The organism is Streptomyces sp. NPDC031340, assembly GCF_055569945.1.
The window spans coordinates 1-22,680 of sequence record NZ_JBVIIE010000005.1 but is presented as its reverse complement, the minus strand read 5'-3'; the positions used below and the strand labels follow the sequence as shown (position 1 = coordinate 22,680).

Sequence of the window (22,680 nt, the reverse complement as noted above, 5' to 3'; positions counted from 1 at the left end):
TTCGGGTGGCTCCTTAGCGTCTAGCGCACGGGCCGGCCGCACGAGCCGCGTCGGCCCGCATCCCAGATCCCCTCCAGGTAACGTCTCCTGGACGAGAGGAAAACGAAGATGTCCTCCTCCCCCTCCCTGTCCGCTCGCGGCAGCAGACTGGCCCTCCTGGTCGTCGCCCTGTGCTGGCTGGCCGTCCTCTTCGACGGCCTCGACATGTTCATCTACGGCTCGGTGCTGCCGCACCTGCTCGAGACGAAGACCTTCGGCCTCACCCCCGACCAGGCCGGCGACCTCGGCAGCTACGCCACCTTCGGCATGCTTGTCGGCGCCCTGACCGCCGGCACCGTCGCGGACCGGATCGGCCGCAAGAAGCTGATGATCGCCTGCGTCACCCTGTTCTCGCTGGCCTCCGGCGTCTGCGCGATCTCGGGCAGCGTCGAGGTCTTCGGCCTCGGCCGGACCCTGGCGGGCGTCGGCCTCGGCGGCCTGCTGCCCACCGCGATCAGCATGGTCTCCGACTACGCCCCGCGCGGCCGCGCCGCCATCGTCATCGGCCTGCTGATGACCGCGCACCACGCGGGCGGCATCCTCTCCGCCTACGTGGCCAAGTGGCTCATCGACCCGGCCGGCTGGCGCGCCGCCTTCTGGGTCTGCGTGGCGCCGCTGCTGTTCGCCCCGGTGCTCGCGAGGACGCTCCCCGAGTCGCTGAGCTTCCTGGTCGCCAAGGGCCGCGAGGAGGAGGCCCGCGCGCTGGCCGCCCGCTACGACGTCGAACTGCCCGCCACGGCCGACCGGAAGACGGCCGCCGACCGGTTCGACGCCCTGCTGGGCCTGTTCCGCGACGGCCGGTGGACCCAGACCCTGCTGTACTGGCTGGCCTCCTTCGGCGGTCTGCTGCTCGTCTACGGCGTCGCCACCTGGCTGCCCACCCTGATGCGCGGCGAGGGCTACCGGCTCGGCTCGGCCCTCACCTTCGTCGTCGTCTTCAACCTCGGCGGCATCGTGGGCATGCTGGTGGCCGGCCGGGCCGCCGACCGCTTCGGCGCCCCGCGCGTCTCGGCGATCTGGTTCGCGCTCACCGCGGCCGGCGTCTTCCTGCTGAGCGTCCACATGCCGACCGGCGTCACCATGGCCGTCGTCTTCCTCACCGGCGTCTTCCTCAACAGCGCCCAGACGATGATCTACGCCACGGTGTCGATCGGCTCCACGCCCGACAGCCGTGCCACCGCCGTCGGCTGGACCTCCGGCATGGGCCGCTTCGGCGCCGTCTTCGGCCCGTGGCTCGGCGGCCAGCTGCTCGCCGCGGGCCACGGCGACTGGGGCTTCACCGCCTTCGCGCTCGCCGGCGTGTCCTCCATGGTCTTCATCGGGATCGCGGCACTGCGCGGCTCCCGGAGCGGCGCGAAGGGCAGCGCCGGCCAGGAACTGGCCGCCGCCCACTGAGCGCCGCCGCGGTCCGCCGAGTCCGGGATCACTCCGCCGGAGCCGCGCGGACAAGGGTTCTTCCCCGGCGTCCGGCGGCGGGGGAGCGGCCCGGCCTTCGGCGCTCCCCCGCATGCGGTAGGGTTGACCTGCACGATCACGCGGCTTCGGCCGGGTGACGCGCGCCGGGACGTGGCGCAGCTTGGTAGCGCACTTGACTGGGGGTCAAGGGGTCGCAGGTTCAAATCCTGTCGTCCCGACGGCGCGAAGGGGTCTTCGCGAGCGAAAGCTCGCGGGGCCCCTTTTTCCGTTTCCCGTTTCCCGTTTCCCGTTCTCCGTTCCCCGTTCTTCCGTCGCCGCCCGGCGGCGCGCGGGGCCGTACGCCCTGCTGAACCCTGCCGCGAGCGGCCGCGCTCCGCCGCGACGGCCACCTGGTGGACACCCTCTTGACGGCGTACGCACCCGGACCGACACTCCAGAAGGGAATCCTAGTGAATGGGTAGGGAATGGCATGAGGCGCCTCGAGTGGGTCACCGCGCACGCGGGCCGTTCGCCTCTGCTGACCTCCCGCCGTCACATCGATCTGCTGCGTGTGTGCAGCGCGATCGGCCCCCTGCGCTGAGCCGTACCCATCCGCGTCGACACGGCCCGGAGCCGTGCCGCGCCGGCGCACAGGGGTGCCTACGGCCGAGCCGCCCGACATCGCTTCCGCCGCGCGCACGTCCGCGCCCGCTCCCGGGGAGAGTCATGTCCGTCGCACCACCGGCCGCCCACACGTCCGCCGAGCCCGGCCCCGCCTTCCGGGGCCGGATCGGCAGGGACGCCCGCAGCGGCCACTACGCCGTCCCGCTCCGCTACCGGCTGTACCTGTCGACCGCGTGTCCCGACGGCCTGCGCATCGCCGTCACCCACAGCCTGCTCGGCCTGGACGCCGTCTGTCCGGTCACCGTCCTGCCCGCCGTCCCCGACCGGCCCGACGGCGGCTACCATGCCCTGCGCCCGCTGTACGACGCCAGCGTCCACCGCTACCGCGGCCCCGCCGTCGCGCCCGTGCTCGGCGACGACTGGTCCGGGCGCATCGTCAGCACCCACGCCCCCGACATCACGCGCGACCTCGCCCGCGGCTTCGGCGCCGGCCGTCCCTCGCCGTATCCCCGAGGCGCGGAGTCGGAGATCGAGGCCGTCGAGCGGATGTGCGCGCAGGGCATCGAACGCGCCGCGCAGCGGGCCGGCGCTGCGGACACCGGGCCGGACGAACGCGCCGCCGCACTGGAGGAGCTGCTCACGACGCTGGGCGCGCTGGAGCGGTGGCTCGACGGGCGGATTTACCTGATTCGCGATCAGATCACCGCAGCCGACGTCGAGTTGTGGTCCGCGCTGGTGCTGCTCGACACGGTGCACCGCGACCACCTGGACGTCTCCGCCGTGCACCGCGTCGCCGCCCACCCCGCCCTGTGGGCCTATGCCCGCCGCCTGACCGCCCACCCCGCCTTCGGACCGCACCTCGACCTGGACGGCATCGCCCGCCGCCACCACGCCCGCTGCCGGGGCCTGGAGGACGCCGGAGCCGCCGTCCGGATCCTCGACTGGGCCGCCCACACCCCCTGACCGCGTTCCACCTGGTGGACCGGTGTTGACATCGGCCGTGCCGAGCGCATTGACTTGCGGCTCACAACGGTCATGAGCGTCAGCGACAAGCCCTGGCTGGCTGACCGGCAACCCTCGCTCCGCGGTGGGGTGCCCCAGGTGACGACCGGACCGGATGACGTTTTTCGGTAAGCGCGAGGCCCGCAGGGCCGGAACAGTGACGGTGACGAGATGTACGCAGCTTTCAGGACGGTGGCACACCGTCCCCTGAGCTGCGTACCGCCGTACGCGAAGCCGCTCGTCGCCGACCGCGCCGTCGATCTGCTGCGCGTCAGCAGCGCACTGTGTACCGCACCGGGCCGCGCCCGCTGCCACGGCTGACGACCAGCCCCCGCAGACTCTGCCCCCAGGCCGGCCACCGGCCTGACCGGCCCGCGCATCCCTGACGAACACCGCCCGCGCGGTGTGCCGTTGTCCTTTCCGCCCCCGGTCCGTACGCCTGCGCGTATGCGCCGCACGCCGTAGCGGCACACGCCGTCACGGCCCGGGGTGTCCGACCCAGCCGGAGCCCTCCATGAGCGAACTCCCAGGCGCCGCCGTGTCCCTCGCCGGGGCGCCGCCCGCCGACACACCGTCAAAACCCTTGTCAGCACAGCGCGTCCAGCCGCTGCGGCGGCCCGGACGCTGGATCGCCACCGCGGTCGTCCTGGTCCTGGTGGCCCAGTTTGTGCACGGCCTGGCGACCAACCCCTTCTACCAGTGGGACCGGTTCGGCTACTGGTTCCTGCGGCCGACGATCCTGGACGGGCTGCTCATCACCCTGGAGGTCACCGCCTACAGCGCCGTGCTGGGCCTCGTCGGGGGCGTCCTGCTCGCCCTGGCCCGCCTCTCGAAGTCCCCGGTGCTGCGCGCGGTCAGCTGGACGTACGTCTGGGCGCTGCGCTCCGTCCCGCTGATCGTGGTGCTGCTGTTCCTCTACAACTTCAGCGCCCTGTACGAGACGTTGAGCCTCGGCGTCCCCTTCGGGCCCGCCTTCCTCACCTTCGACGAGTCCAGGCTCGCCACCGACATGGTGGTCGCCGTCGTCGGCCTCAGCCTCAACGAGGCCGCCTACGCCGCCGAGGTCGTCCGCGGCGGCATCCTCTCCGTCGACCAGGGCCAGCACGAGGCCGCCGCGGCGCTCGGCCTGCCCAAGGGCTACCAGTTCACCAGGATCGTCCTGCCGCAGGCGCTGCGGTCGATCGTCCCCAACTATGTCAACCAGCTCATCGGCCTGATCAAGGGAACCTCACTGGTCTTCTACGTGTCCCTGCTCGACCTGTTCGGCTCCGCGCAGACGATGGGCAGCACCTACCCCGGCGACATCGTGCCGCTGCTGCTGGTGGTCACCGTCTGGTACCTGATCCTGACCAGCCTGGTGTCCGTCGCCCAGTTCTACGTCGAGCGGTACTACGCCCGGGGCGCCACCCGCTCCCTGCCGCCGACGCCGCTGCAGAAGCTCCGCACGGGCCTGCGCGACCTGCGGGACCGTGCGCGCGGGGAGGCCGCCGTATGAGCGCCGAGACCCTCGGCACCCGGCCCGCCGCGGTCGAGGTGCACGACGTGCACAAGTGGTACGGCACCCACCGCGTCCTGGACGGCATCGACCTGACCGTGCGACCCGGCGAGGTCACGGTGATCCTCGGCCCGTCCGGCTCCGGCAAGTCGACCCTGCTGCGGGTGATGAACCACCTGGAGAGACCGGAGATCGGCTACGTCAGCGTGGGCGGCGAGCCGATCGGCGTACGCCGGCACGGCGAGAAGCTGAAGGAGCTGAGCGAGCGGGCCATCCTGGCCCAGCGCGGCCGCATCGGCTTCGTCTTCCAGAACTTCAACCTATTCCCGCACCTGACCGTGCTGGACAACGTGGCCGCCGCGCCCGTCGCCACCGGCCGCCTCGGCAGGACCGAGGCGCGGGAACTCGCCCGCGAACTGCTCGGCAGGGTCGGCCTCGCCGACCGGACCGGCGCCTACCCGCGCCAGCTGTCCGGCGGCCAGCAGCAGCGGGTGGCCATCGCCCGCGCGCTTGCCCAGCGCCCCGGCGTCATCCTCTTCGACGAACCCACCTCCGCCCTCGACCCCGAACTCGTCGGCGAAGTCCTCGCCGTCATCGAGGACCTGGCGAGCGGCGGAACCACGCTCGTCATCGTCACCCACGAGATCGGCTTCGCCCGCCGGATCGCCGACCGGATCGTCTTCCTCGACGGCGGCCGGGTCGTCGAGCAGGGCCCGCCCGGCCAGGTCCTGGACCACCCCCGCCACGAGCGGACCCGGGACTTCCTGAGCAAGGTCCTCTGACCCCTCCCACACATAACACCGGCAACACCAGTGAGCACCCTCACCGAACGACAAGGAACAGCCATGCCTTCCCGCATCTCCCGACGCCACCTGCTGCGCGGCCTCACGGCGGCCACCGCCGTCACCGCCCTCGCCGCCGGGCTCGCCGCCTGCGGCGGCGACAGCGACGCCGCCACCGGCACCGGCAGCGCCGCCGCCGGGTCCGTGACCGTGGGACGGCTGTCCAACGGCGCCGCGAAGGAGACCACCCTCAAGGTCGCCGAGGTGAAGTCCATCAGCGCCGAACTGCCCGCCGATGTGCGCAAGTCCGGCAAGCTGGTCATCGGCGTCGGCGCGCTGCCGTCCGGCTTCCCGCCGCTGGCGTACGTCGGCAGCGACCAGAAGTCCCTCACCGGCGCCGAGCCCGACCTCGGCCGCCTGGTCGCCGCGGTCCTCGGCCTGAAGCCCGAACTGAAGAACTCCACCTGGGAGAACCTCTTCGTCGGCATCGACAGCGGCAAGGTCGACGTCGCCTTCTCCAACGTCACCGACACCGAGGAACGCAAGAAGAAGTACGAGTTCGCCTCCTACCGGCAGGACAACCTCGCCTTCGAGGTGCCCGAGAAGAGCAACTGGAACTTCGACGGCGACTACCGCGACCTGGCCGGCCTCACCGTGGCCGTCGGCTCCGGCACCAACCAGGAGAAGATCCTGCTGGAGTGGAAGAAGAAGCTGGAGAGCGAGGGCAAGAAGCTCACCGTCAAGTACTTCCAGGACAGCAACAGCACCTACCTGGCCCTGGGCAGCGGCAAGATCGACGCCTACTTCGGCCCCAACCCCGGCATCGCCTACCACATCACCCAGGTCGCCAAGACTCCGCAGCCGACCCGCAACGCGGGCAAGTTCTCCGGCGCGGGCGCCGACCTGCAGGGCCTGATCGCGGCCACCGCCAAGAAGGACAGCGGTCTGGCCAAGCCCCTCGCCGACGCGATCAACCACCTCATCGACAGCGGCCAGTACGCCAAGTGGCTGGCCGCCTGGAACCTCTCCAACGAGGCGGTCGCCAAGTCCCTGGTCAACCCGCCCGGACTGCCGCTGGACAACTCCTGACCGGCGGGACCCGGCAGCCCCCGGCCCACGGCCGGGGGCGCTCCCTCCCACCGCGCACGCCCGCCGCCGTGCCCCCGTCCGCGCGGGGGCCGGCGCTCCGTACGGACTTCGGACTCACCGGAAGGCACCCCGTGACATCGTCCACCGCACCCTCCCCGGCCGCCCTCCACCTCGCCGTCGCCCTGGACGGCACCGGCTGGCACCCCGCCTCCTGGCGCGAACCGGTGGCCCGGCCCAGGGAACTGTTCACCGCCGCCTATTGGGCCGGCCTGGTCGCCGAGGCCGAGCGCGGCCTCATCGACTTCGTGACCTTCGAGGACGGCCTCGGCCCGCAGTCCTCGCACCCCTTCGACCTCGACGGGCGCACCGACCAGGTCCGCGGACGCCTCGACGCCGTCCTGACCGCCGCCCGCATCGCCCCGCTCACCCGGCACATCGGCCTGGTGCCGACCGTGATCGCCACCCACACCGAGCCGTTCCACATCTCCAAGGCGATCGCCACCCTCGACCACGTCAGCTCCGGCCGCGCCGGTCTGCGGGTGCAGATCACCGCCCGGCAGCACGAGGCCGACCACTTCGGCCGCCGCACCGTCGACCACCTCGACGGCCACGACAGCCCGGCGGTGACCGACCTCTTCGACGAGGCCGCCGACCACGTGGAGGTCGTGCGCCGGCTGTGGGACAGCTGGGAGGACGACGCGGAGATCCGGGACGTCGCCACCGGCCGCTTCATCGACCGCGACAAGCTGCACTACATCGACTTCGAGGGCCGCTTCTTCAGCGTCAAGGGCCCCTCCATCACCCCGCGCCCGCCGCAGGGCCAGCCGCTCGTCACCGCCCTCGCCCACCGGACCGTCCCCTACCGGCTGCTGGCCCGCCAGGCCGACGTCGGCTACGTCACCCCGCACGACGCCGGCCAGGCCCGCGCGATCGTCGCCGAGATCCGCGCCGAGCAGGAGACGGCGGGCCGCGCCGACGAGCCGCTGCACGTCTTCGGCGACCTCGTCGTCTTCCTGGACGACACCCCAGGCCAGGCCGCGGCCCGCAAGCAGCGCCTCGACGCCCTCGACGGCGAGGAGTACACCGGCGACGCCCCGATCTTCACCGGCACCCCCTCCCAACTCGCCGACTTGCTCCAGGAATTGCGGTCCGCAGGACTGACCGGCTTCCGGCTCCGGCCCGCCGTCCTCGGACACGACCTGCCCGCCATCACCCGCGGCCTGGTCCCCGAACTCCAGCGCCGCGGCGTCTTCCGCCGCTCCTACGAGGCCGGCACCCTGCGCGGACTCCTGGGCCTGGCCCGCCCCGCCAACCGCTACGCAGCCACCGCCTGAGCCGGAAGGACCTCACGACCATGACCGAGCCGCTGAAGCAGATACATCTGGCCGCGCACTTCCCGGGCGTCAACAACACCACCGTCTGGAGCGACCCCGAGGCCGGCAGCCACATCGAGTTCAGCTCCTTCGTCCACTTCGCGCGCACCGCCGAACGCGCCAAATTCGACTTCCTGTTCCTCGCCGAAGGCCTGCGGCTGCGCGAACAGGGCGGCAAGATCTACGACTTGGACGTCGTCGGCCGCCCCGACACCTTCACCGTCCTCGCCGCGCTCGCCGCCGTCACCGAGCGCCTGGGCCTGACCGGCACCATCAACTCCACCTTCAACGAGCCCTACGAGGTCGCCCGCCAGTTCGCCTCCCTCGACCACCTCTCCGGCGGCCGCTCCGCCTGGAACGTCGTCACTTCCTGGGACGCGTTCACCGGCGAGAACTTCCGGCGCGGCGGCTTCCTGCCGCAGGAGGAGCGCTACTCCCGCGCGAAGGAGTTCCTGGCCACCGCGAACGAACTGTTCGACTCCTGGCACGGCGACGAGATCATCGCCGACCAGGCCACCGGCACCTTCCTGCGGGACGCGAAGGCCGGCGCGTTCGTCCACCACGGGCAGCACTTCGACATCCACGGCCAGTTCAACGTCCCCCGCTCCCCGCAGGGCCGCCCGGTGATCTTCCAGGCCGGCGACTCCGACGAGGGCCGGGAGTTCGCCGCGTCCGGCGCCGACGCCATCTTCAGCCGGCACTCCACCCTGGAGGCAGGCCAGGCCTTCTACACGGACGTCAAGAGCCGCCTGCCCAAGTACGGTCGCCGCCCAGAGCAGTTGCTCATCCTCCCCGCCGCCACCTTCGTGCTCGGCGACACCGACGCCGAGGCCGAGGAACTCGCCCGCGAGGTGCGCCGCAAGCAGGTCAGCGGGGCCACCGCCATCAAGCACCTGGAGTTCGTCTGGAACCGGGACCTGTCCTCCTACGACCCGGACGGCCCACTGCCCGATATCGACCCGGACGTGAGCGACACCCACATCGCCGAGGGCCGCGCCCAGGTCCGCATGTACCGCGACCCGGTCGCCACCGCCCGCGAGTGGCGCGAACTCGCCGCCGCCAACAACTGGTCCATCCGCGAGCTGGTCATCAACACCGGCAACCGCCAGAACTTCATCGGCTCCCCGCAGACCGTCGCGCGGACCATCAACGACTACGTCCAGGCCGACGCTGCCGACGGATTCATCCTGGTCCCGCACATCACCCCCGGCGGCCTCGACGGCTTCGCCGACACGGTCGTCCCGCTGCTGCAGGAACAGGGCGTCTACCGCACCGACTACGAGGGCCCGACCCTCCGCCACCACCTCGGCCTCACCCACCCCGACGACCCGGGGGAGGGCCGGCGGGCCGCTTCCTGACCCCACCGGTCAGGCGATCACTCCCGCCAGTCGAGCTGATGCGCGGGCGTGCCGACCGACCTGCCGTACGCGACCGCTTCGGCGCGGCCCGCCTCGTCGCCGCGCCGGTAGCGGAAGACCTTCCCGGCGAACACGACGACGCGCTCGTCCCCGGCGACGAAGTCGGTGTACCAGCCGTTCTCCGGCTCCAGCACGGCGGCGAGTGCCTGCGCGAGCCCGTCGACACCGTCCGTGATCTCGGCGGTCTCCGTGATCTCGGCGGTTCCCGTGATCGCGGCGCTCTCGGGGTGGTACTCCCACTCCACGAACGTCCAGTGCCGGGGCTGGGCGGCAGTGGTGCTCTCCGAGACGTCGAGGCGGCCGACCCTGCGCAGGCGCAGGCCGGGGTGCTCGAACGCGGCGCCGGGGCGCAGGCTCTCACCGATGAGGTATCCGCTGATCACGTCCATGCCCCGAAGCTACCCGCCCCCACTGACAACGCGGCGAGGGGCGTGGCGTGGCCCCGGACGTCACCCTCCCCCGAAGGTGGCGTCCGGGGCCCCTCCCCCGGCGCCGGACAGTGGTCCGGCCGCCCGCGTGCCGCGGATCAGTGCTGTCACCAGCACATGACCGCTGTCTGTCCCGGTCCCCAGGCGGAGTACAGACGCACGCGGACGAAGTAGCGGCGGCCCTTGACGAACCGGGCCCTGATAGTGGCGTTGTGCGGGGTCCCCCCGTCGTCGTGGCCGGCGAGGTAACGGGGCTCCCCGTCCCGCTCCTCGAAGACCACGACGACCGTGTCGCTGTCGCCGAAGGTCCCCACGGTGTAGTCGCGGGTCTCCGGCGGCTCGACGACGAAGTCGGCCTGCTCACCCGGTTGGAGACCGAGCGGCACGGATCGGAAGGGCACCAGCGCTGGCGGCGGCACGGAGGCCGGGCCGGCCGGCGGGTACCAGCGCAGCACGAACTCCTTGTCGGCCGGCGAGAGCGTGCCGGGCGGGTGCAGGCCGCCGCGGAACTGCTCGGGCTCCAGGATCAGCCCGGACGGGAAGCCGAACTCCATGACCGACTGCGGATCCCAGACACCGGCGTTGGCCTCGTCCCGGTCCAGCTTGCGCAGGACGTTGAAGAACGTGGTGTCCCGGCTCCAGTGGTTCGGCGGGCCCGCCAGGTCGGCGTAGACCGCCTCGTCGTCCCACAGCAGACCGGCGTACGGACTCTGGTGCTCGTGCAGCATCCCGAGCGCGTGCCCGATCTCGTGCAGGGCCGTCCCGCGCTCCCCGGGCGCGGTCAGGTCCCAGCCGAAGTTCATCGTGCGGTCGTTCACGCCGGCCCGCAGCGCGTCCCTGCCCACGGCCGACCAGGAACCGTCACCGGGCTGGAACCCGATGCGCAGCTCCGCCTCCGAACGGTCGCCGACCTCGACGAACGACACCCCGATCCCGAGGCCCTGCCACTCCCCGAAGCACTGGCGCACCACGTCCCGCTGCTCCTCGGCGCCGACCCACGACACCCGCCGCGACTGCCCGGTCCCCGCAACCGGGATGACGGAGGCGTCGGTGTCGCGGTCGAAGAAGCAGTAGTGCAGAACCGTGCCGTTGACCCACATCCGGCTGCCGCCGACGAGCGCACCACGCCGCTCGGCGGTCAGCCCCGGCGCGAATGCGGGGGCCGACTGCCGCGTGAGGGAGCAGTAGCGTCCGGCCATGCGCACAGCCTGCCGCCGCCGGGCGCCCGGGCGCCTGAGTCGGGGGCTACTCAAGTCACCCTGTATCAGGCATGAGTACACGTGCTCATACTCCCGTGACGACTTTCGAACGCGAAGCGAAGACACTCGCACTGCCCTGGCCGTTCACCGGACGTGAGGACGAACTCGAACTGATCCGCCGGTCCCTGTCCGGCGGCCGGCCGGGCATCGTGGTGACCGGCCCGACGGGCTGCGGCAAGACCCGCCTGATCACCGAGGCCGTACGGGGCGGCGACCGCGCCCGCGCGGCCGGCACGCCCGGGACCCGGCACATCCCCTTCGCCGCGTTCACCCACCTGCTGCCCGAGCAGGTCTCCCTGCACCGCGCGGTCCAACTGCTGTCCGGCACCCGGCTGCTGCTGGTCGACGACGCCCATCTGCTCGACGACTCCTCGGCCGCCCTGGTGCACCAGCTCGCCGTGCACGGCCGCACCCGGCTGGTCGTCGCCGCGGCCGACGACGCCCCGGTGCCCGGCGCCGTGTCCCGGTTGTGGACCGACGAGCTGCTGCCCCGCCTCGCCCTCGAACCGCTGCCCCGCCAGGACACCGAACAACTCCTCGCCTCGGCCGTCGACGGGGGACTGGAACCGCTCACCCTGAACCGGCTGCACCGCCTGTGCCGGGGTGACCTGCGGCTGCTGCGCGACCTGGTCGACGCCGCGCGCGAGCGCGGACTGCTGCGCCGGCTGCCGCACGCCGACGCCGACGCCTGGGCGATGCGCGGCCCGCTGCCCCTGACGGCGACCGTCCGCGCCCGCGCCGCGCGGGTCCTGGAGCGTCCCGGCCCGCAGGAGCGGGAGACCCTGGAACGCCTCGCCTTCGACGAGCCGCTCGCCCCGCACGTCGACGACTTCGACCCGCGGGTCCTCGAACCCCTGGAGACCGACGGCCTGATCCACGTCGACGACCGGGGCGCCGTCCGCCTCGCCCACCCCCTGCACGGCCCGGTGCTGCGGGCCGCGGCCGGCAGGCTGCGGGCGAGGCGGCTGGCCCGCACCCCGGACGACTGCGGACCGGCCCTCAAGACCGAGGAGGCCGCGCTGGTCCGGCGGATCGAGCGGGCCGACGTGCGGGGCACGCCGACACCCGTGGGGGAGTGGCTGGCGCAGGAGGGCGCACCGGTGCCGGCCGGGTACGCGGCCGTACGCGCGCGGTACGCGCGGCTGCGTGGCGAGCTGCGGGAGGCGGCGGCCTGGGCGCGGGAGGGGATGCGCACGGCCCCGGACGACGCGGAGTGCCGCGCCGAACTCGCCCTGGCCGTCGCGCAGACCGGGGACACGGCCACCGCCCAGGAGGCCGTGGACGGGCGGCCGGAGCTCGGCGCGGCCGCGGTGTGGCTGGCCGCGGCCCGCGGTGACGTCGACGGGGCGCTGAAGACGCTCGCCGACCTCCCCGACACCGCTGACGCCGCCGACGCCGGGGAACGCGGGTACGGCGCCGGTCCGGCGGGCGGAGCACCCGCGCGCTACGACGCCGTCCGCCACGACGCTGTACGGAACGACGGTGGAGAACCCGTACGGTACGACGCCGTCCGCCTCGGCGCACCGGAGAAGGCCGGCGGCCGGCTTCCGGCGGACAGCGTGTTCGCGCTCCACGCCGACGCCCTGACGCGCGGCGACGGGCCCGGCCTGGACCGGGCCGCCGAGGAACTGGAGGCGGCCGGCTTCCTGCTGTTCGCCGCCGAGGCGCGCGCCCAGGCCGTGGCGGCACACCGCGACCCGCGGGCCGCCCGCACCTCGCGCACCCGCGCCGTCGCCCTGGCCCGCCGCTGCCAGGGCGCCCGCACCCCCGCCCTGTCCGGCCTGGTCCTGGGCGAACTCACCGCCCGGCAGCGGCAGATCGTCGCCCTCGCCGCCGCGGGCCTGAGCAACCGGCAGATCGCGGAACGGCTGACGCTGTCGGTCCGCACGGTCGGCAACCACCTCTACAGCGCCTACGCGCGGCTCGGTGCCAGCGACCGCGGAGCGCTGCCGTGGCTGGTGGACCTGCCGGACACGCGGTCCGCCTGAGCCGCCCCCGAGCAGGCGGTCTGACCCCCGTGATCGGGGGAGGGGTCAGGCCGCCACCCGCGCCGCCGCGATCACAACAACCGGCGCCGCCCGGCGGCCGCGAGCCGCTCAGGCCGCACCGAACGCGGTGAACGCCCACCCCGTCGCCTGGTGCAGCGCGTCCCCCGGCAGCGCGGCCCGCGCGTCGCGCAGCGCCTCCGCCAGGGACAGGCCGCCGCTCACGCCCTTGTGCAGGGCGAGCATCAACGACACCACCGCATCGTCGTTGACGGGCGCGCTGCTCGCGACCACCCCCGCCGTGCCCAGCGGCAGCAGCGCGGTGACCAGCCCGAGCAGTTCGTCCGCGCCCACCGAGGCGAACCGGGCGGTGTCGCAGCAGGACAGGATGATCCGGTACGGGCTGCGGTCCAGGCGTTCGAAGTCGTGCACGACGATGGGGCCGTCGGCCATCCGCAGCGACGAGAACAGCGGACTGTCGGCGCGGAAGGTGCCGTGCGCGGCGATGTGGGCCAGGGCGGCGCCGTCGAGCTCCTCCAGCACCCGCGGCACGCGCGCGTCGTCGTGCTCCAGCAGCGTCGCGCCGCCGTACCGGTCGGCCAGCTCCGGCACCTCCGCCCCGCCGCTGGCCAGGCCCGGCCCGCGCACCAGCACGTGCCGGCCGCCCGGCGGCGGCTCGGTCTCCCGGGCGCGCAGCCAGCTGCTCGCCGACGGCGACACACTGAGCACCCGGTCCCGCAGCGACGGCAGCAGCGCCCACGGCACCCGGTGCAGTCGGCCCGGCGGCACCACCACGACCGGCCCGGACCCCAGCCGCGCGGCGGCCGGCCCCAGCAGCAGTTCCTCCAGACGGCGGCCCGCGGCCTCCACCACCGGAAGCCGGGCATCAGCACCGGGGTGGGCGAGCCGCCGCAGCCCGGCCTGCACATGCTCGGCCTCCACCTCCGCGTCGGCGATCAGCCCCGCCTCGAACCTGCGGACCCGCCCGTCCCCGCACAACAGCACCTGCACCCGCCCGTCGAGCACGGCGAGCTCCACCAGCCGCGTCCCGCCCAGCCGCCGCAGCAGCCGGCCGACGTCGAAACGTTCCTCGGCGCCCGGCGCGTCCCCGCGCATGTGCAGCGTCCGGGACCGGATCTCCCGCTCCAGACGGCGCTGCTCCCGCTCCAGGACCGGCACCGGACGGCCCTCCGTGCGGGCGGCCTCGGCGCGGGCGGCGATCTCCCGGAACGCGGTCAGCCTGCTCTGCAGCACCGGGTCGGCCGGCGGGCGGGTGGGCGGCGCCGACAGCACGGTGGCCCGCCAGCGCTCACTCCAGGTCAGCAGCCGCCGCGGCCCGCCGGACTCCAGACTGACCTGCTGGGCCAGCGCGGCCAGCTCCGCGCCCTGCGCGGTGGCACGCGCGCGCAGCTCCGAGGCGCCCAGCGTCATCCGGTGGTCGTCGAGCACGCCCAGGCCGCGCCGGCACGCCTCCAGCACGCCCCGGCCCGATCCGGCGGCACGGGCGCGCAGCGCCTGCGCGGCCCAGCCGGTGATCCGGGCGAGCGGCGGCCCGCTGTACCGGCTGCGGGCGGCGACCGCCAGATGCCGCTCGGCGTCGGCGGTCCAGCCCAGGGCGAGCGCGATCCGCCCGGCCAGCAGCGACGCCGCCGACGCGGCCGGCGCGCCGAGGGAGGCGAGCCGTTCGGCCACCGCGGCGGCGTCCCCGACCAGCCGCCCCGACCGGCGCCCGGCCGCCACCCGCGCCTCCAGCATCACCAGCCGGGCGTGCGTCTCCCACCAGGTGCGGCGCTGGCCCGCGAACAGCCGCACGGCCAGCGCCGCGCGCGCTATCGCGGTGTGCGGATCGCCCGCGACACGGGCCGCGTGCGCCGCGACCAGCAGCAGCTCCGCCTTGCGCGTCGACTGCCCGCCGATGCCGTCGAGCATCCCGATGGCCGCGTCCGCCTCGGCCAGCGCCTCCGAGGCGAGCCCCGCGGCCATCAGCACCTCGCAGCGCCGGATGTAGAGCATGAAACTCGGCGTGCCGAGCTTGTCGTAGCGCTCCTCGGCCTCGTCGAACAGCCGCAGCGCGGCCGGCACGTCGCCGGCCCGGAACGCGGCCAGCCCCCGGCTCTCCACCACGTCGGCCTTGTCGTGTTCCTGGCCCGTGGTGTCCCACAGCGCCTCCGCGGCGGTGAAGTCGGCGTCCGCCCGGTCCACCGCGCCGACCGCGAGGTGCACGGTGGCGCGCAGGGTCAGCGCGCGCGCCGTCCAGATGACGTCGTCCGCCTGCCGCAGCACGGAGATCGACCGGCGCACGTCCTCCAGCGCCTCCCGGTGGCGCCCCAGCACCCACGACGCGTAGGCCCGCCGGAACAGCACGCGTGCGCGTGTGTGCCCGCTGCTGACCGCGACGCCCCGCTCCAGCGCCTCCAGGCCCTGCCGGGTGCGGCCCGCGTGCACCAGCGCCACCCCCAGCGCGGCCAGCACGTCCGCCTCCCGGTCGGCCGACCCCGAGCGCGCCGCGAGATCGCGGCCGCGGCGCAGATGGTGCAGGGCGAGCCTGAGGTCGCCCCAGTCCCGCTGCCAGATGCCGATCACCTGGTGGGCGACCGAGGCGGACCAGGGTGAGGGATCGGATGCCAGCACGTCCTGCGCCCGTGCCAGAGCCTCGTTGGGGGCCGCGAACACCATCGGCAATAGTTCGAGAACCGACTCGCTTCCCGCTGTCACCCCACGGATGGTAGTGGCTTGTTGCCGTTTACACAGGTTCGGTGCTGTATCAATCACCGACTCCGCCGCTCTCACTGACGAACGCCGCCTCAACCGGAGGACACGCACATGGCCCCTCAGCGATTTCACGAGCAGTTCCACCAGATCCAGCGCTCCATGCCGGACGTCCCGCTGGCGATGGGACCTGACGACTCCGCCGAGTTCCTCTACGAGAAGGGCGTCGTCCTCGCCCGCGACGGCGAGGAGGCACGGCTCGTCGAGGACGCCGTGCGCAGCCACTTCACCGCCGCGCCGGAGCTGACCGCCGACCATGTGCGCCGGGCGGGCCCGGAGACCAACCGCTCCGGCATCACCCGCATCCAGGTCGGCGACCCCGGCCAGGGCGACCGGCGGGCCGACCGGGCCGTGGCGCACGCCCTGCGCGCCCTGCGCGAGAACGAGGGCCGCGCCGGACGCCGGCTGGTCAGCCGCAACCACGTGGTGTCGATCGCGGTGAACTCCTGCCCCGGCGACGAGCCCGTGCCCGTGCCGCTCGCCGAGGGCCCCAACCCGGCCCCCGCACAAGGCGTTCACGACCCGGCCACCGCCGTCGGCGTCCTCGTCGTCGACAACGGCCTCACGCACGACTACGCGTCCCTCCCGCTGCTCGCCCGCGTCCAGGGCGACCTGCACGGCACCGAGACCGACGGCGAGGGCAACCTCCTGCAGTACGTCGGCCACGGCACGTTCATCGCCGGCCTGGTCGCGGCCGTCGCGCCCAACACCGACGTCACCGTGCGCAACACCCTCAACGACGCCGGCGCCGTGCTGGAGTCCGAGTTCGGCGAGCGCCTCTTCGACGCCGTCGAGCGGGACGGCTGGCCGGACGTGATGAGCCTGTCCGCCGGCACCTCCAACGGCCGCACCGACGGCCTGCTCGGGGTGGAGAGCTTCATGCAGGAACTGCGCACCCAGCGCACCCTGCTGGTCGCGGCCGCCGGCAACAACTCCAGCGCCTCCCCGTTCTGGCCCGCCGCCTACGCATCCCTGCCCGACTACCAGGACGTCGTCCTGTCGGTGGGCGCGCTGCGCGCCGACGGCGAGTACGGCGCCTGCTTCACCAACTACGGTCCCTGGGTCAACGTCTACGCCCCCGGCGAGCGGCTCACCGGCGCGCTGACCGGCTTCGACGCGCCCGTGCCGTACGTGTACCAGCACACCACCTACGACGCCTGCCGCTACGGCTTCACCTACGCGTGCACGTGCCAGTACCCGCCGCACACCGGAGTGCTCAGCGAGGACGGCAACCCCGCCGCCGGCAAGGCGGACCAGGTGGTGTTCGAGGGCTTCGCCAACTGGAGCGGCACCTCCTTCGCCACCCCGGTGGCGGCCGGCCTGGTCGCCGCCTGCATGACGGCCCACCAGCAGACCGACGCGCGGGCGGCCCGCAAGCAACTCCTCGCCGCGAACGAGGCCTACGCGGAGGTGCGCGGGGCGCACGTGCCCGCGCTGCTCCCCGCCACCTGGCGCCCGGGCGCGGTCACGCGGCCGGCCGGTGCGGCATGAGGTCCGGAACCGCCCCCTCCACGGCGTACGATGTCTTGCCGTACACGAGGGGTGGGGCCGTGGACCGTGCAGATGTCGGCGCGCTCGTCCAGTCCGCCGTCGACGGTGACGCGGCGGCCTGGAAAGCGTTGGTGGAAGGGCTGAGCCCACTGGTGTGGTCCGTCGTGCGCGCACACCGGCTCTCCGACGCCGACGCCCACGAGGTGTACCAGACCGTGTGGTTCCGCTTCGCCCAGCACCTGGGACGCATCCGCGAACCCGAGAAGGCGGGGTCGTGGCTGGCGAGCACCGCCCGCCACGAGAGCCTGAAGGTGCTCAAGAGCCTGAAGCGGCTGACCGTGACGGACGACCCGCAACTGCTCGACCGGGTCAGCGAGGACCGTACGCCCGAACAGTCGCTGCTGGACTCGGAGGACGCGGCCGCCGAGACCGAGCGCATCCGGCACCTGTGGCAGGAGTTCGAGGAACTCGGCGAGCGGTGCCGCCAGTTGCTGCGCCTGCTGATGGCCTCGCCGCCGCCCAGCTACCAGGAGGTGTCCGCCGCCCTGGGCATCGCCGTGGGCAGCATCGGACCGCTGCGCCAGCGCTGCCTGCGGCGCCTGCGGGCACGACTCGAGGCACGGGGTGCGGCATGAGCGACATCAACGGCACGAACGGCACCAACGGCGCGAACGGCGACGAGGTCTTCGACGACAGCCGTTTCGACGGTGGCGGTTTCGACGGCGGCCTGGACGGCGACGAGTTCTCCGACGACCTGCTGGAGGAGGAGCTCCGCCAGGCGGCGGCCATCCTGGACCCGGTGCCGGCCCAGCTGCGGCAGCTCGCCGTGGAGGCCTTCGCCCTGCACGACCTGGAGGCCCGGGTCGCCGAGCTGACCTTCGACTCGGTGGTCCACGCGCTCCCCGTAAGAGGAGCCACGGACACGCCGCGGATGCTGACCTTCGAGGCGGGCGGGGTCACCGTCGACGTGGAACTGACCGGGCACGGGCTGATGGGACAGGTGCTGCCGCCGCAGTCGGCCCGCATCGAGGTCCTCGGCGGACCGCACGGAGGCGCGGCGCTGACCGCCGACGCCATGGGCCGCTTCACGTCCGAGGCGGCGCCGGCCGGCCCGTTCGCCCTGAAACTGCGGACCGGCGAGGGCGTGATCGTCACGGACTGGCTGACGGCCTGACACTCCGTCACTCGCCGACCCCGCCGGTGACCGGCGGGGTCCGCGGTCCCTCGCTGCCCGCGGCGGGCCCGTGCCCGGCCGGGCTCAGGCGGTCACCGCGTCGACCAGCGCGGCCAGCGCCGACGCCAGCTCGGTGAGCCCGGGGCCGGCCGGGCCGCCCGGCTCGCTCATATAGGTGTCCCGGCGGATCTCCACCATCAGCGCGCCTACCCGGGGCTCCTTCGCGTAGAACTCCAGCGGCACGTACGCGCCGCTGAACGGGCTGTCCAGCCCCGTCTCCCCGCACCCGGCGAACGCCTCGCGCGCGGCGGCGAGCAGTCCGGGCGGGGTGTGGAAGGAGTCGGTGCCGAGGCACACCGGCGGCCGGGGGCCCGCGCCGTGCAGTTCGTAGGGGAGCGGCGCGGTGGGGTAGGAGTGCACGTCGATGATCAGCGCCCGGCCGGTGGCGGCCAGCCGGTCCGCCACCGCGTCCGTCATCGCCCGTGCGTAGGGCCGGAAGTACCGCTCGATCAGCGGCTCCGGGTCGGTGTCCGCGGGCCTCAGCGCGGCCCGGTGGGTGGTCCGCGTGTACACCGCACCCATCCCGACGGACAGCATCTCCTCCCGTTCGTCCGGGAACCGCTCCGGATCGACGACCAGCCGGGACAGCCGGTTGACGAACCGCCAGGGAGTCACTCCGGTCAGCCCGGCCGCCGCGCCGGCCAGCTCCGCGGTGTGCGCGTCCGTGATGTGGTCGAGCTCCCGCTCCAGCGCCGCGTCGTCCAGCACGATGCCGGCGCGCACATCGGCCGGTATCTCCCGCGCCGAGTGAGGCACGTGCAGGATCACGGGGGAGCCGTCCGCGCCGGGCAGAAGCTCGAAGGACGGTGCGGCGGGGTACGGCATGGGCTGCTCCGGGGGCGTTGTCAGTGGCGTGGTGCAGGATCAAGGTGCCACACGGGACCGACAACTGGTCCGAAGAGCCGAGCACCGGGGGAACCGCATGCCCATCGACAACCAGCAGGTGACCGCACACCCCTTCCTGGCGGCGCTGTACCGGGACGGCTACTTCCCCGACCGGGTGGTGGACCGCGGCAGGGCGGTGCTGCTGGCCCTGTGCGAACGCATCGAGGCAGAGCGGCCCGCCGACCTCGCCGCGCTGTACGCCCTGACGCACGCGGCGACCGAGGAGTTCAACGCCCTGCAGGCCGAATTCGAGGCGGCCGGCAGCGAGATCGAGACCGTGGCCCGGGAGGAGATAGCCCGCGACTTCCGCTTCGTCGCCCACGCCTACGGGTTCCCCGGCGCCGACGTGGAGGAGCTGATCGCCACCCGCGACTGGTGACCGCGCGACCGCTCAGCCCTCCGCCAGCAGCTCCCGCACCAGCGCGGCGACCTGATCCGTCTCGATCAGGAACCCGTCGTGCCCGTACGGCGACTCGATCACCCTCAGCTGGTCCGCGGCTGGGATGTGGGCCGCCAGCTCTGCCTGCTGGGCGAGCGGGTAGAGCCGGTCGGAGTCGACGCCCGCGACCAGCGTGCGGGCGGTGACCCGGCGCAGAGCGGCCCGCACGCCGCCGCGGCCGCGCCCGACGTCGTGCGCGTTCATGGCCTGCGTCAGCACCACGTAGCTGCCCGCGTCGAAGCGCCGTACCAGCTTGGCGGCGTGGTGGTCGAGGTACGACTCGACCTGGTACCGCCCGCCGCCGAACGGGTCCTCGGCGCCCTGGGGCGTACGGCCGAAGCGGAGCTGGAGTTCCGGCTCGCTGCGGTAGGTGACGTGGGCGAGGCGGCGCGCGAGGCCGAGCCCGGCGTGCGGGCCGCGCCCGGTGTCGTGGTAGTCGCCGCCCTGCCAGTGCGGGTCCGCCCGGACGGCGTGCAGCTGGACGGCGGCCCAGGCGATCTGCTCCGCGCTCGCCGCCGCCGTCGTGGCGAGCAGCAGCAGCGCGCCGGTGCGCTCCGGGTGGGTGACCGCCCACTCCACGGCACGCATCCCGCCCATCGAGCCGCCGACGACCAGCGCCCACCGCTCGACGCCGAGCGCGTCGGCCAGCGCGGCCTCGGCGGCGACCTGGTCGCGCTGGGTCAGGAACGGGAACGCCCCGCCCCAGCTGCGCCGCCCGCCGGGGCGCGGCGAGGCCGGGCCGCTACTGCCCTGGCAGCCGCCCAGCACGTTCGGGGCGACGACGAAGAACCTGTCGGTGTCCAGCGGCAGACCCGGCCCGACCAGCCCGTCCCACCAGCCCGGGGTCGGATGACCGGGACCGGCCGGGCCGGCGACGTGGCTGTCGCCGGTGAGCGCATGCAGCACCAGCACGGCGTTCGAGCGGTCCGGCGCGAGCCGCCCCCACGTCTCGAACGCGAGCCGTGCGCCCGGCAGTTCACCGCCGGCCTCCAGCGGCAGCGGCCCGTCCAGGACGTGCCACCGGCGCCGCCCAGGCGGGTCCCCCTCCCGCCAGGCCCCGGTGGCCGGCGGGAGGGGGACCGTGGAACGCGGGCCCGCGGGGACGGCGTTCAGGACGCGCCCTTGGCCGCGCGGAAACCCGCCTCCAGGTCGGCCTTGAGGTCCTCGAGGTTCTCGATGCCGACCGACAGGCGCACCAGGCCCGGCGAGGCCCCGGTGGCCGCGAGCTGCTCCTCGTCGAGCTGGCTGTGCGTCGTGGACGCCGGGTGGATGATCAGGCTGCGCACGTCGCCGATGTTGGCGAGGTGGCTGAACAGCCGCACCGCGTCCACGAACCGCTTGCCCGCCTCCACGCCGTCCCGCAGCTCGAAGGAGACCACCGCGCCCGCACCGCGCGGCAGGTAGGTCCGCGCCGCCTCGTGCCAGCGGCTGGACGCGAGGCCCGGATAGTGGACGGCGGCGACCTCGTCGCGCCGCTCCAGCCACTCGGCGAGCGCCAGCGCGTTCGCGGAGTGCCGTTCGATGCGCAGGCTCAGCGTCTCCACGCCCTGCAGCAGCAGGAACGCCGAGTGCGGGGACAGGGCCGGGCCCAGATCGCGCAGCAGCTGCACCCGCAGCTTGACCGCGAACGCGCCCGGACCGAGCGCCGGCCAGTACCGCAGCCCGTGGTAGCTGGGGTCGGGCTCGGAGAAGTCGGGGAACCGCTCGGGGTGCGCCCCGAAGTCGAAGGTGCCGCCGTCCACGACCACGCCCGCGATGGTGGTGCCGTGCCCGCCGAGGAACTTGGTCGCCGAGTGCACGACGACGTCCGCGCCGTGCTCGATCGGCCGCAGCAGGTACGGCGTCGGCACCGTGTTGTCCACGATCAGCGGCACACCCGCCGCGTGGGCGACGTCCGCGACCGCCCGCACGTCGAGCACGTTGCCGCGCGGATTGCCGAGCGTCTCCGCGAACAGCGCCTTGGTGTTCGGCCGGACCGCCGCCCGCCAGGCCTCGGCGTCGTCCGGGTCGTCGACGAAGGACACCTCGACGCCGAACCTCGGCAGCGTGTGCCGCAGGAGGTTGTAGGTCCCGCCGTACAGCGAGGCGCTGGAGACGATGTGGTCGCCGGCCCCGGCCACGGTCAGGATCGCCAGGGTCTCCGCGGCCTGCCCAGATGCCAGTGCCACCGCCGCGACACCGCCCTCCAGAGCGGCGATCCGCTGCTCGAAGACGTCCTGGGTGGGGTTGTGGATGCGGGTGTAGATGTTGCCGGGCTCGGCGAGCGAGAACAGGTCCGCGGCGTGCTGGGTGTCCCGGAAGACGAACGACGACGTCTGGTAGATCGGCGTGGCCCGGGCGCCGGTCGCCGGGTCCGGCACGGCCCCGGCGTGGATCTGCTTGGTCTCGAACGACCAGGCCGGGGTCGCGGGCTCGGTGGAGCTGTCGTCCGGCGTGTGACCGGCGGCGACGGCGTCGATGGGCTGGCTCATGATGTGTGGCTCCTGCTGCTGGGTGCCGGCGGGATGCGGATACGCGGATCCGCATCCGGACGGTGCGGACGCACCCGGGGTACGGGTGCGGGCACGCCGGAGGGCGGGGCGAACGGGGAGAGACATACGGGGAGAGACGTACGGGCCGGGGCGGAGCGTCAGCTCACGGCGCGACAACCCGTGGTCGTGACGCGCCCGTGGTCGACGTGGCGGCGGGTCACGAGCAAGGTCATGCGAAGAGCGAAACACACACGCCCACCGCGGACCAGCCCGGCGCCGCTGCCGACATACGAATTTCATGAACGAACGGCACACGTCCGTCACGCCGGGCGGCGGGAGCCCGCTGCCGGACCCGGCCCCCGGTACCGCAGCGGTACTTCGACCCCGAAAGCGGGGGGGGGGGGGGGGGGGGGGGGGGCCCCCCCCCTCCCCCCCCCCCCCCCCCCCCCCCCCCCCCTCCCCCCCCCCCCCCTCCCCCCCCCCCTCCCCCCCCCACCCTCTC

Annotated in this window: 20 protein-coding genes, 1 tRNA gene and 1 riboswitch; of the genes, 15 read left to right on the top strand and 6 right to left on the bottom strand. The window is 73.8% G+C overall.

Annotated elements, in window-relative coordinates:
- The first annotated feature begins 108 nt into the window (after positions 1–108).
- From ACZ5GT_RS04840 to ACZ5GT_RS04795, 10 genes are all read left to right on the top strand, one after another.
- Complete coding sequence (locus ACZ5GT_RS04840; RefSeq protein WP_469014231.1) at positions 109–1,434, top strand: MFS transporter; 1,326 nt, start codon at positions 109–111, stop codon at positions 1,432–1,434.
- Positions 1,435–1,599: 165 nt separating this feature from the next.
- A tRNA-Pro gene (locus ACZ5GT_RS04835) sits at positions 1,600–1,673 on the top strand.
- 251 nt (positions 1,674–1,924) lie between these two features.
- On the top strand, positions 1,925–2,035 hold the full coding sequence (locus ACZ5GT_RS04830) for a putative leader peptide (protein WP_469014229.1): 111 nt from the start codon (positions 1,925–1,927) through the stop codon (positions 2,033–2,035).
- A gap of 125 nt (positions 2,036–2,160) precedes the next feature.
- Entirely contained in the window at positions 2,161–3,021 is an 861-nt protein-coding gene (locus ACZ5GT_RS04825; RefSeq protein WP_469014226.1) for a glutathione S-transferase C-terminal domain-containing protein, read from the top strand.
- A 68-nt stretch (positions 3,022–3,089) separates the two neighbouring features.
- Positions 3,090–3,201: riboswitch (SAM riboswitch) on the top strand.
- A 30-nt stretch (positions 3,202–3,231) separates the two neighbouring features.
- The gene (locus ACZ5GT_RS04820; RefSeq protein WP_469014224.1) at positions 3,232–3,381 is read left to right on the top strand and encodes a hypothetical protein; all 150 of its coding nucleotides are present in this window, start codon (positions 3,232–3,234) and stop codon (positions 3,379–3,381) included.
- 193 nt (positions 3,382–3,574) lie between these two features.
- A complete protein-coding gene (locus tag ACZ5GT_RS04815) occupies positions 3,575–4,555 on the top strand; it encodes an amino acid ABC transporter permease (protein WP_469014220.1) in 981 nt (326 codons plus the stop codon).
- Positions 4,552–5,337: an amino acid ABC transporter ATP-binding protein gene (locus ACZ5GT_RS04810; protein ID WP_469014218.1), complete on the top strand. Its 786-nt coding sequence runs from the start codon at positions 4,552–4,554 to the stop codon at positions 5,335–5,337. The genes ACZ5GT_RS04815 and ACZ5GT_RS04810 overlap by 4 nt, the downstream gene beginning before the upstream one ends.
- Positions 5,338–5,400: 63 nt before the next feature.
- The gene (locus ACZ5GT_RS04805; protein ID WP_469014216.1) at positions 5,401–6,426 is read left to right on the top strand and encodes an ABC transporter substrate-binding protein; all 1,026 of its coding nucleotides are present in this window, start codon (positions 5,401–5,403) and stop codon (positions 6,424–6,426) included.
- A gap of 131 nt (positions 6,427–6,557) precedes the next feature.
- On the top strand, positions 6,558–7,760 hold the full coding sequence (locus ACZ5GT_RS04800; protein ID WP_469014214.1) for an LLM class flavin-dependent oxidoreductase: 1,203 nt from the start codon (positions 6,558–6,560) through the stop codon (positions 7,758–7,760).
- A 20-nt stretch (positions 7,761–7,780) separates the two neighbouring features.
- Positions 7,781–9,157 carry an NtaA/DmoA family FMN-dependent monooxygenase gene (locus tag ACZ5GT_RS04795; protein ID WP_469014212.1) on the top strand — a complete coding sequence of 459 codons (1,377 nt, stop codon included), beginning with the start codon at positions 7,781–7,783 and terminating at the stop codon, positions 9,155–9,157.
- Between the two features lie 17 nt (positions 9,158–9,174).
- Here ACZ5GT_RS04795 and ACZ5GT_RS04790 read toward each other — a convergent pair whose 3' ends face one another.
- Together ACZ5GT_RS04790 and absR1 are read right to left on the bottom strand one after the other, a co-directional pair.
- Positions 9,175–9,606 (bottom strand): hypothetical protein, encoded by a 432-nt coding sequence (locus ACZ5GT_RS04790; protein WP_469014209.1) that lies wholly within the window; start codon positions 9,604–9,606, stop codon positions 9,175–9,177.
- A gap of 146 nt (positions 9,607–9,752) precedes the next feature.
- Positions 9,753–10,844, bottom strand: coding sequence for a beta-glucuronidase AbsR1 (gene absR1, locus ACZ5GT_RS04785; RefSeq protein WP_469014207.1), 1,092 nt, complete (start codon positions 10,842–10,844; stop codon positions 9,753–9,755).
- A 71-nt stretch (positions 10,845–10,915) separates the two neighbouring features.
- On the opposite strand from absR1, the gene ACZ5GT_RS04780 reads away from it, so the two are divergent.
- Positions 10,916–12,892, top strand: a complete 1,977-nt coding sequence (locus ACZ5GT_RS04780; RefSeq protein WP_469014205.1) for a LuxR C-terminal-related transcriptional regulator — start codon at positions 10,916–10,918, stop codon at positions 12,890–12,892.
- Positions 12,893–13,000: 108 nt separating this feature from the next.
- Here the strand turns inward: ACZ5GT_RS04780 and ACZ5GT_RS04775 are convergent, their stop codons facing one another.
- The gene (locus ACZ5GT_RS04775; protein ID WP_469014767.1) at positions 13,001–15,565 is read right to left on the bottom strand and encodes a CHAT domain-containing protein; all 2,565 of its coding nucleotides are present in this window, start codon (positions 15,563–15,565) and stop codon (positions 13,001–13,003) included.
- Positions 15,566–15,712: 147 nt separating this feature from the next.
- Here ACZ5GT_RS04775 and ACZ5GT_RS04770 point away from each other — a divergent pair, with 147 nt between their 5' ends.
- The 3 genes from ACZ5GT_RS04770 to ACZ5GT_RS04760 are packed head-to-tail and all read left to right on the top strand — an operon-like array spanning position 15,713 to position 18,323.
- Positions 15,713–17,149 (top strand): S8/S53 family peptidase, encoded by a 1,437-nt coding sequence (locus ACZ5GT_RS04770; RefSeq protein ID WP_469014202.1) that lies wholly within the window; start codon positions 15,713–15,715, stop codon positions 17,147–17,149.
- Between the two features lie 59 nt (positions 17,150–17,208).
- Entirely contained in the window at positions 17,209–17,784 is a 576-nt protein-coding gene (locus tag ACZ5GT_RS04765) for an RNA polymerase sigma factor (RefSeq protein WP_469014200.1), read from the top strand.
- Positions 17,781–18,323: a hypothetical protein gene (locus tag ACZ5GT_RS04760; RefSeq protein ID WP_469014198.1), complete on the top strand. Its 543-nt coding sequence runs from the start codon at positions 17,781–17,783 to the stop codon at positions 18,321–18,323. The genes ACZ5GT_RS04765 and ACZ5GT_RS04760 overlap by 4 nt, the downstream gene beginning before the upstream one ends.
- 84 nt (positions 18,324–18,407) lie before the next feature.
- Here the strand turns inward: ACZ5GT_RS04760 and ACZ5GT_RS04755 are convergent, their stop codons facing one another.
- Positions 18,408–19,208 carry an N-formylglutamate amidohydrolase gene (locus tag ACZ5GT_RS04755; RefSeq protein ID WP_469014196.1) on the bottom strand — a complete coding sequence of 267 codons (801 nt, stop codon included), beginning with the start codon at positions 19,206–19,208 and terminating at the stop codon, positions 18,408–18,410.
- A 97-nt stretch (positions 19,209–19,305) separates the two neighbouring features.
- On the opposite strand from ACZ5GT_RS04755, the gene ACZ5GT_RS04750 reads away from it, so the two are divergent.
- On the top strand, positions 19,306–19,647 hold the full coding sequence (locus tag ACZ5GT_RS04750; RefSeq protein ID WP_469014195.1) for a DUF5713 family protein: 342 nt from the start codon (positions 19,306–19,308) through the stop codon (positions 19,645–19,647).
- 12 nt (positions 19,648–19,659) lie between these two features.
- Here ACZ5GT_RS04750 and metX read toward each other — a convergent pair whose 3' ends face one another.
- Positions 19,660–20,820, bottom strand: a complete 1,161-nt coding sequence (metX, locus tag ACZ5GT_RS04745; RefSeq protein ID WP_469014761.1) for a homoserine O-acetyltransferase MetX — start codon at positions 20,818–20,820, stop codon at positions 19,660–19,662.
- Positions 20,817–22,178, bottom strand: coding sequence for a bifunctional o-acetylhomoserine/o-acetylserine sulfhydrylase (locus ACZ5GT_RS04740; protein ID WP_469014193.1), 1,362 nt, complete (start codon positions 22,176–22,178; stop codon positions 20,817–20,819). The genes metX and ACZ5GT_RS04740 overlap by 4 nt, the downstream gene beginning before the upstream one ends.
- Positions 22,179–22,680: the final 502 nt, after the last annotated feature.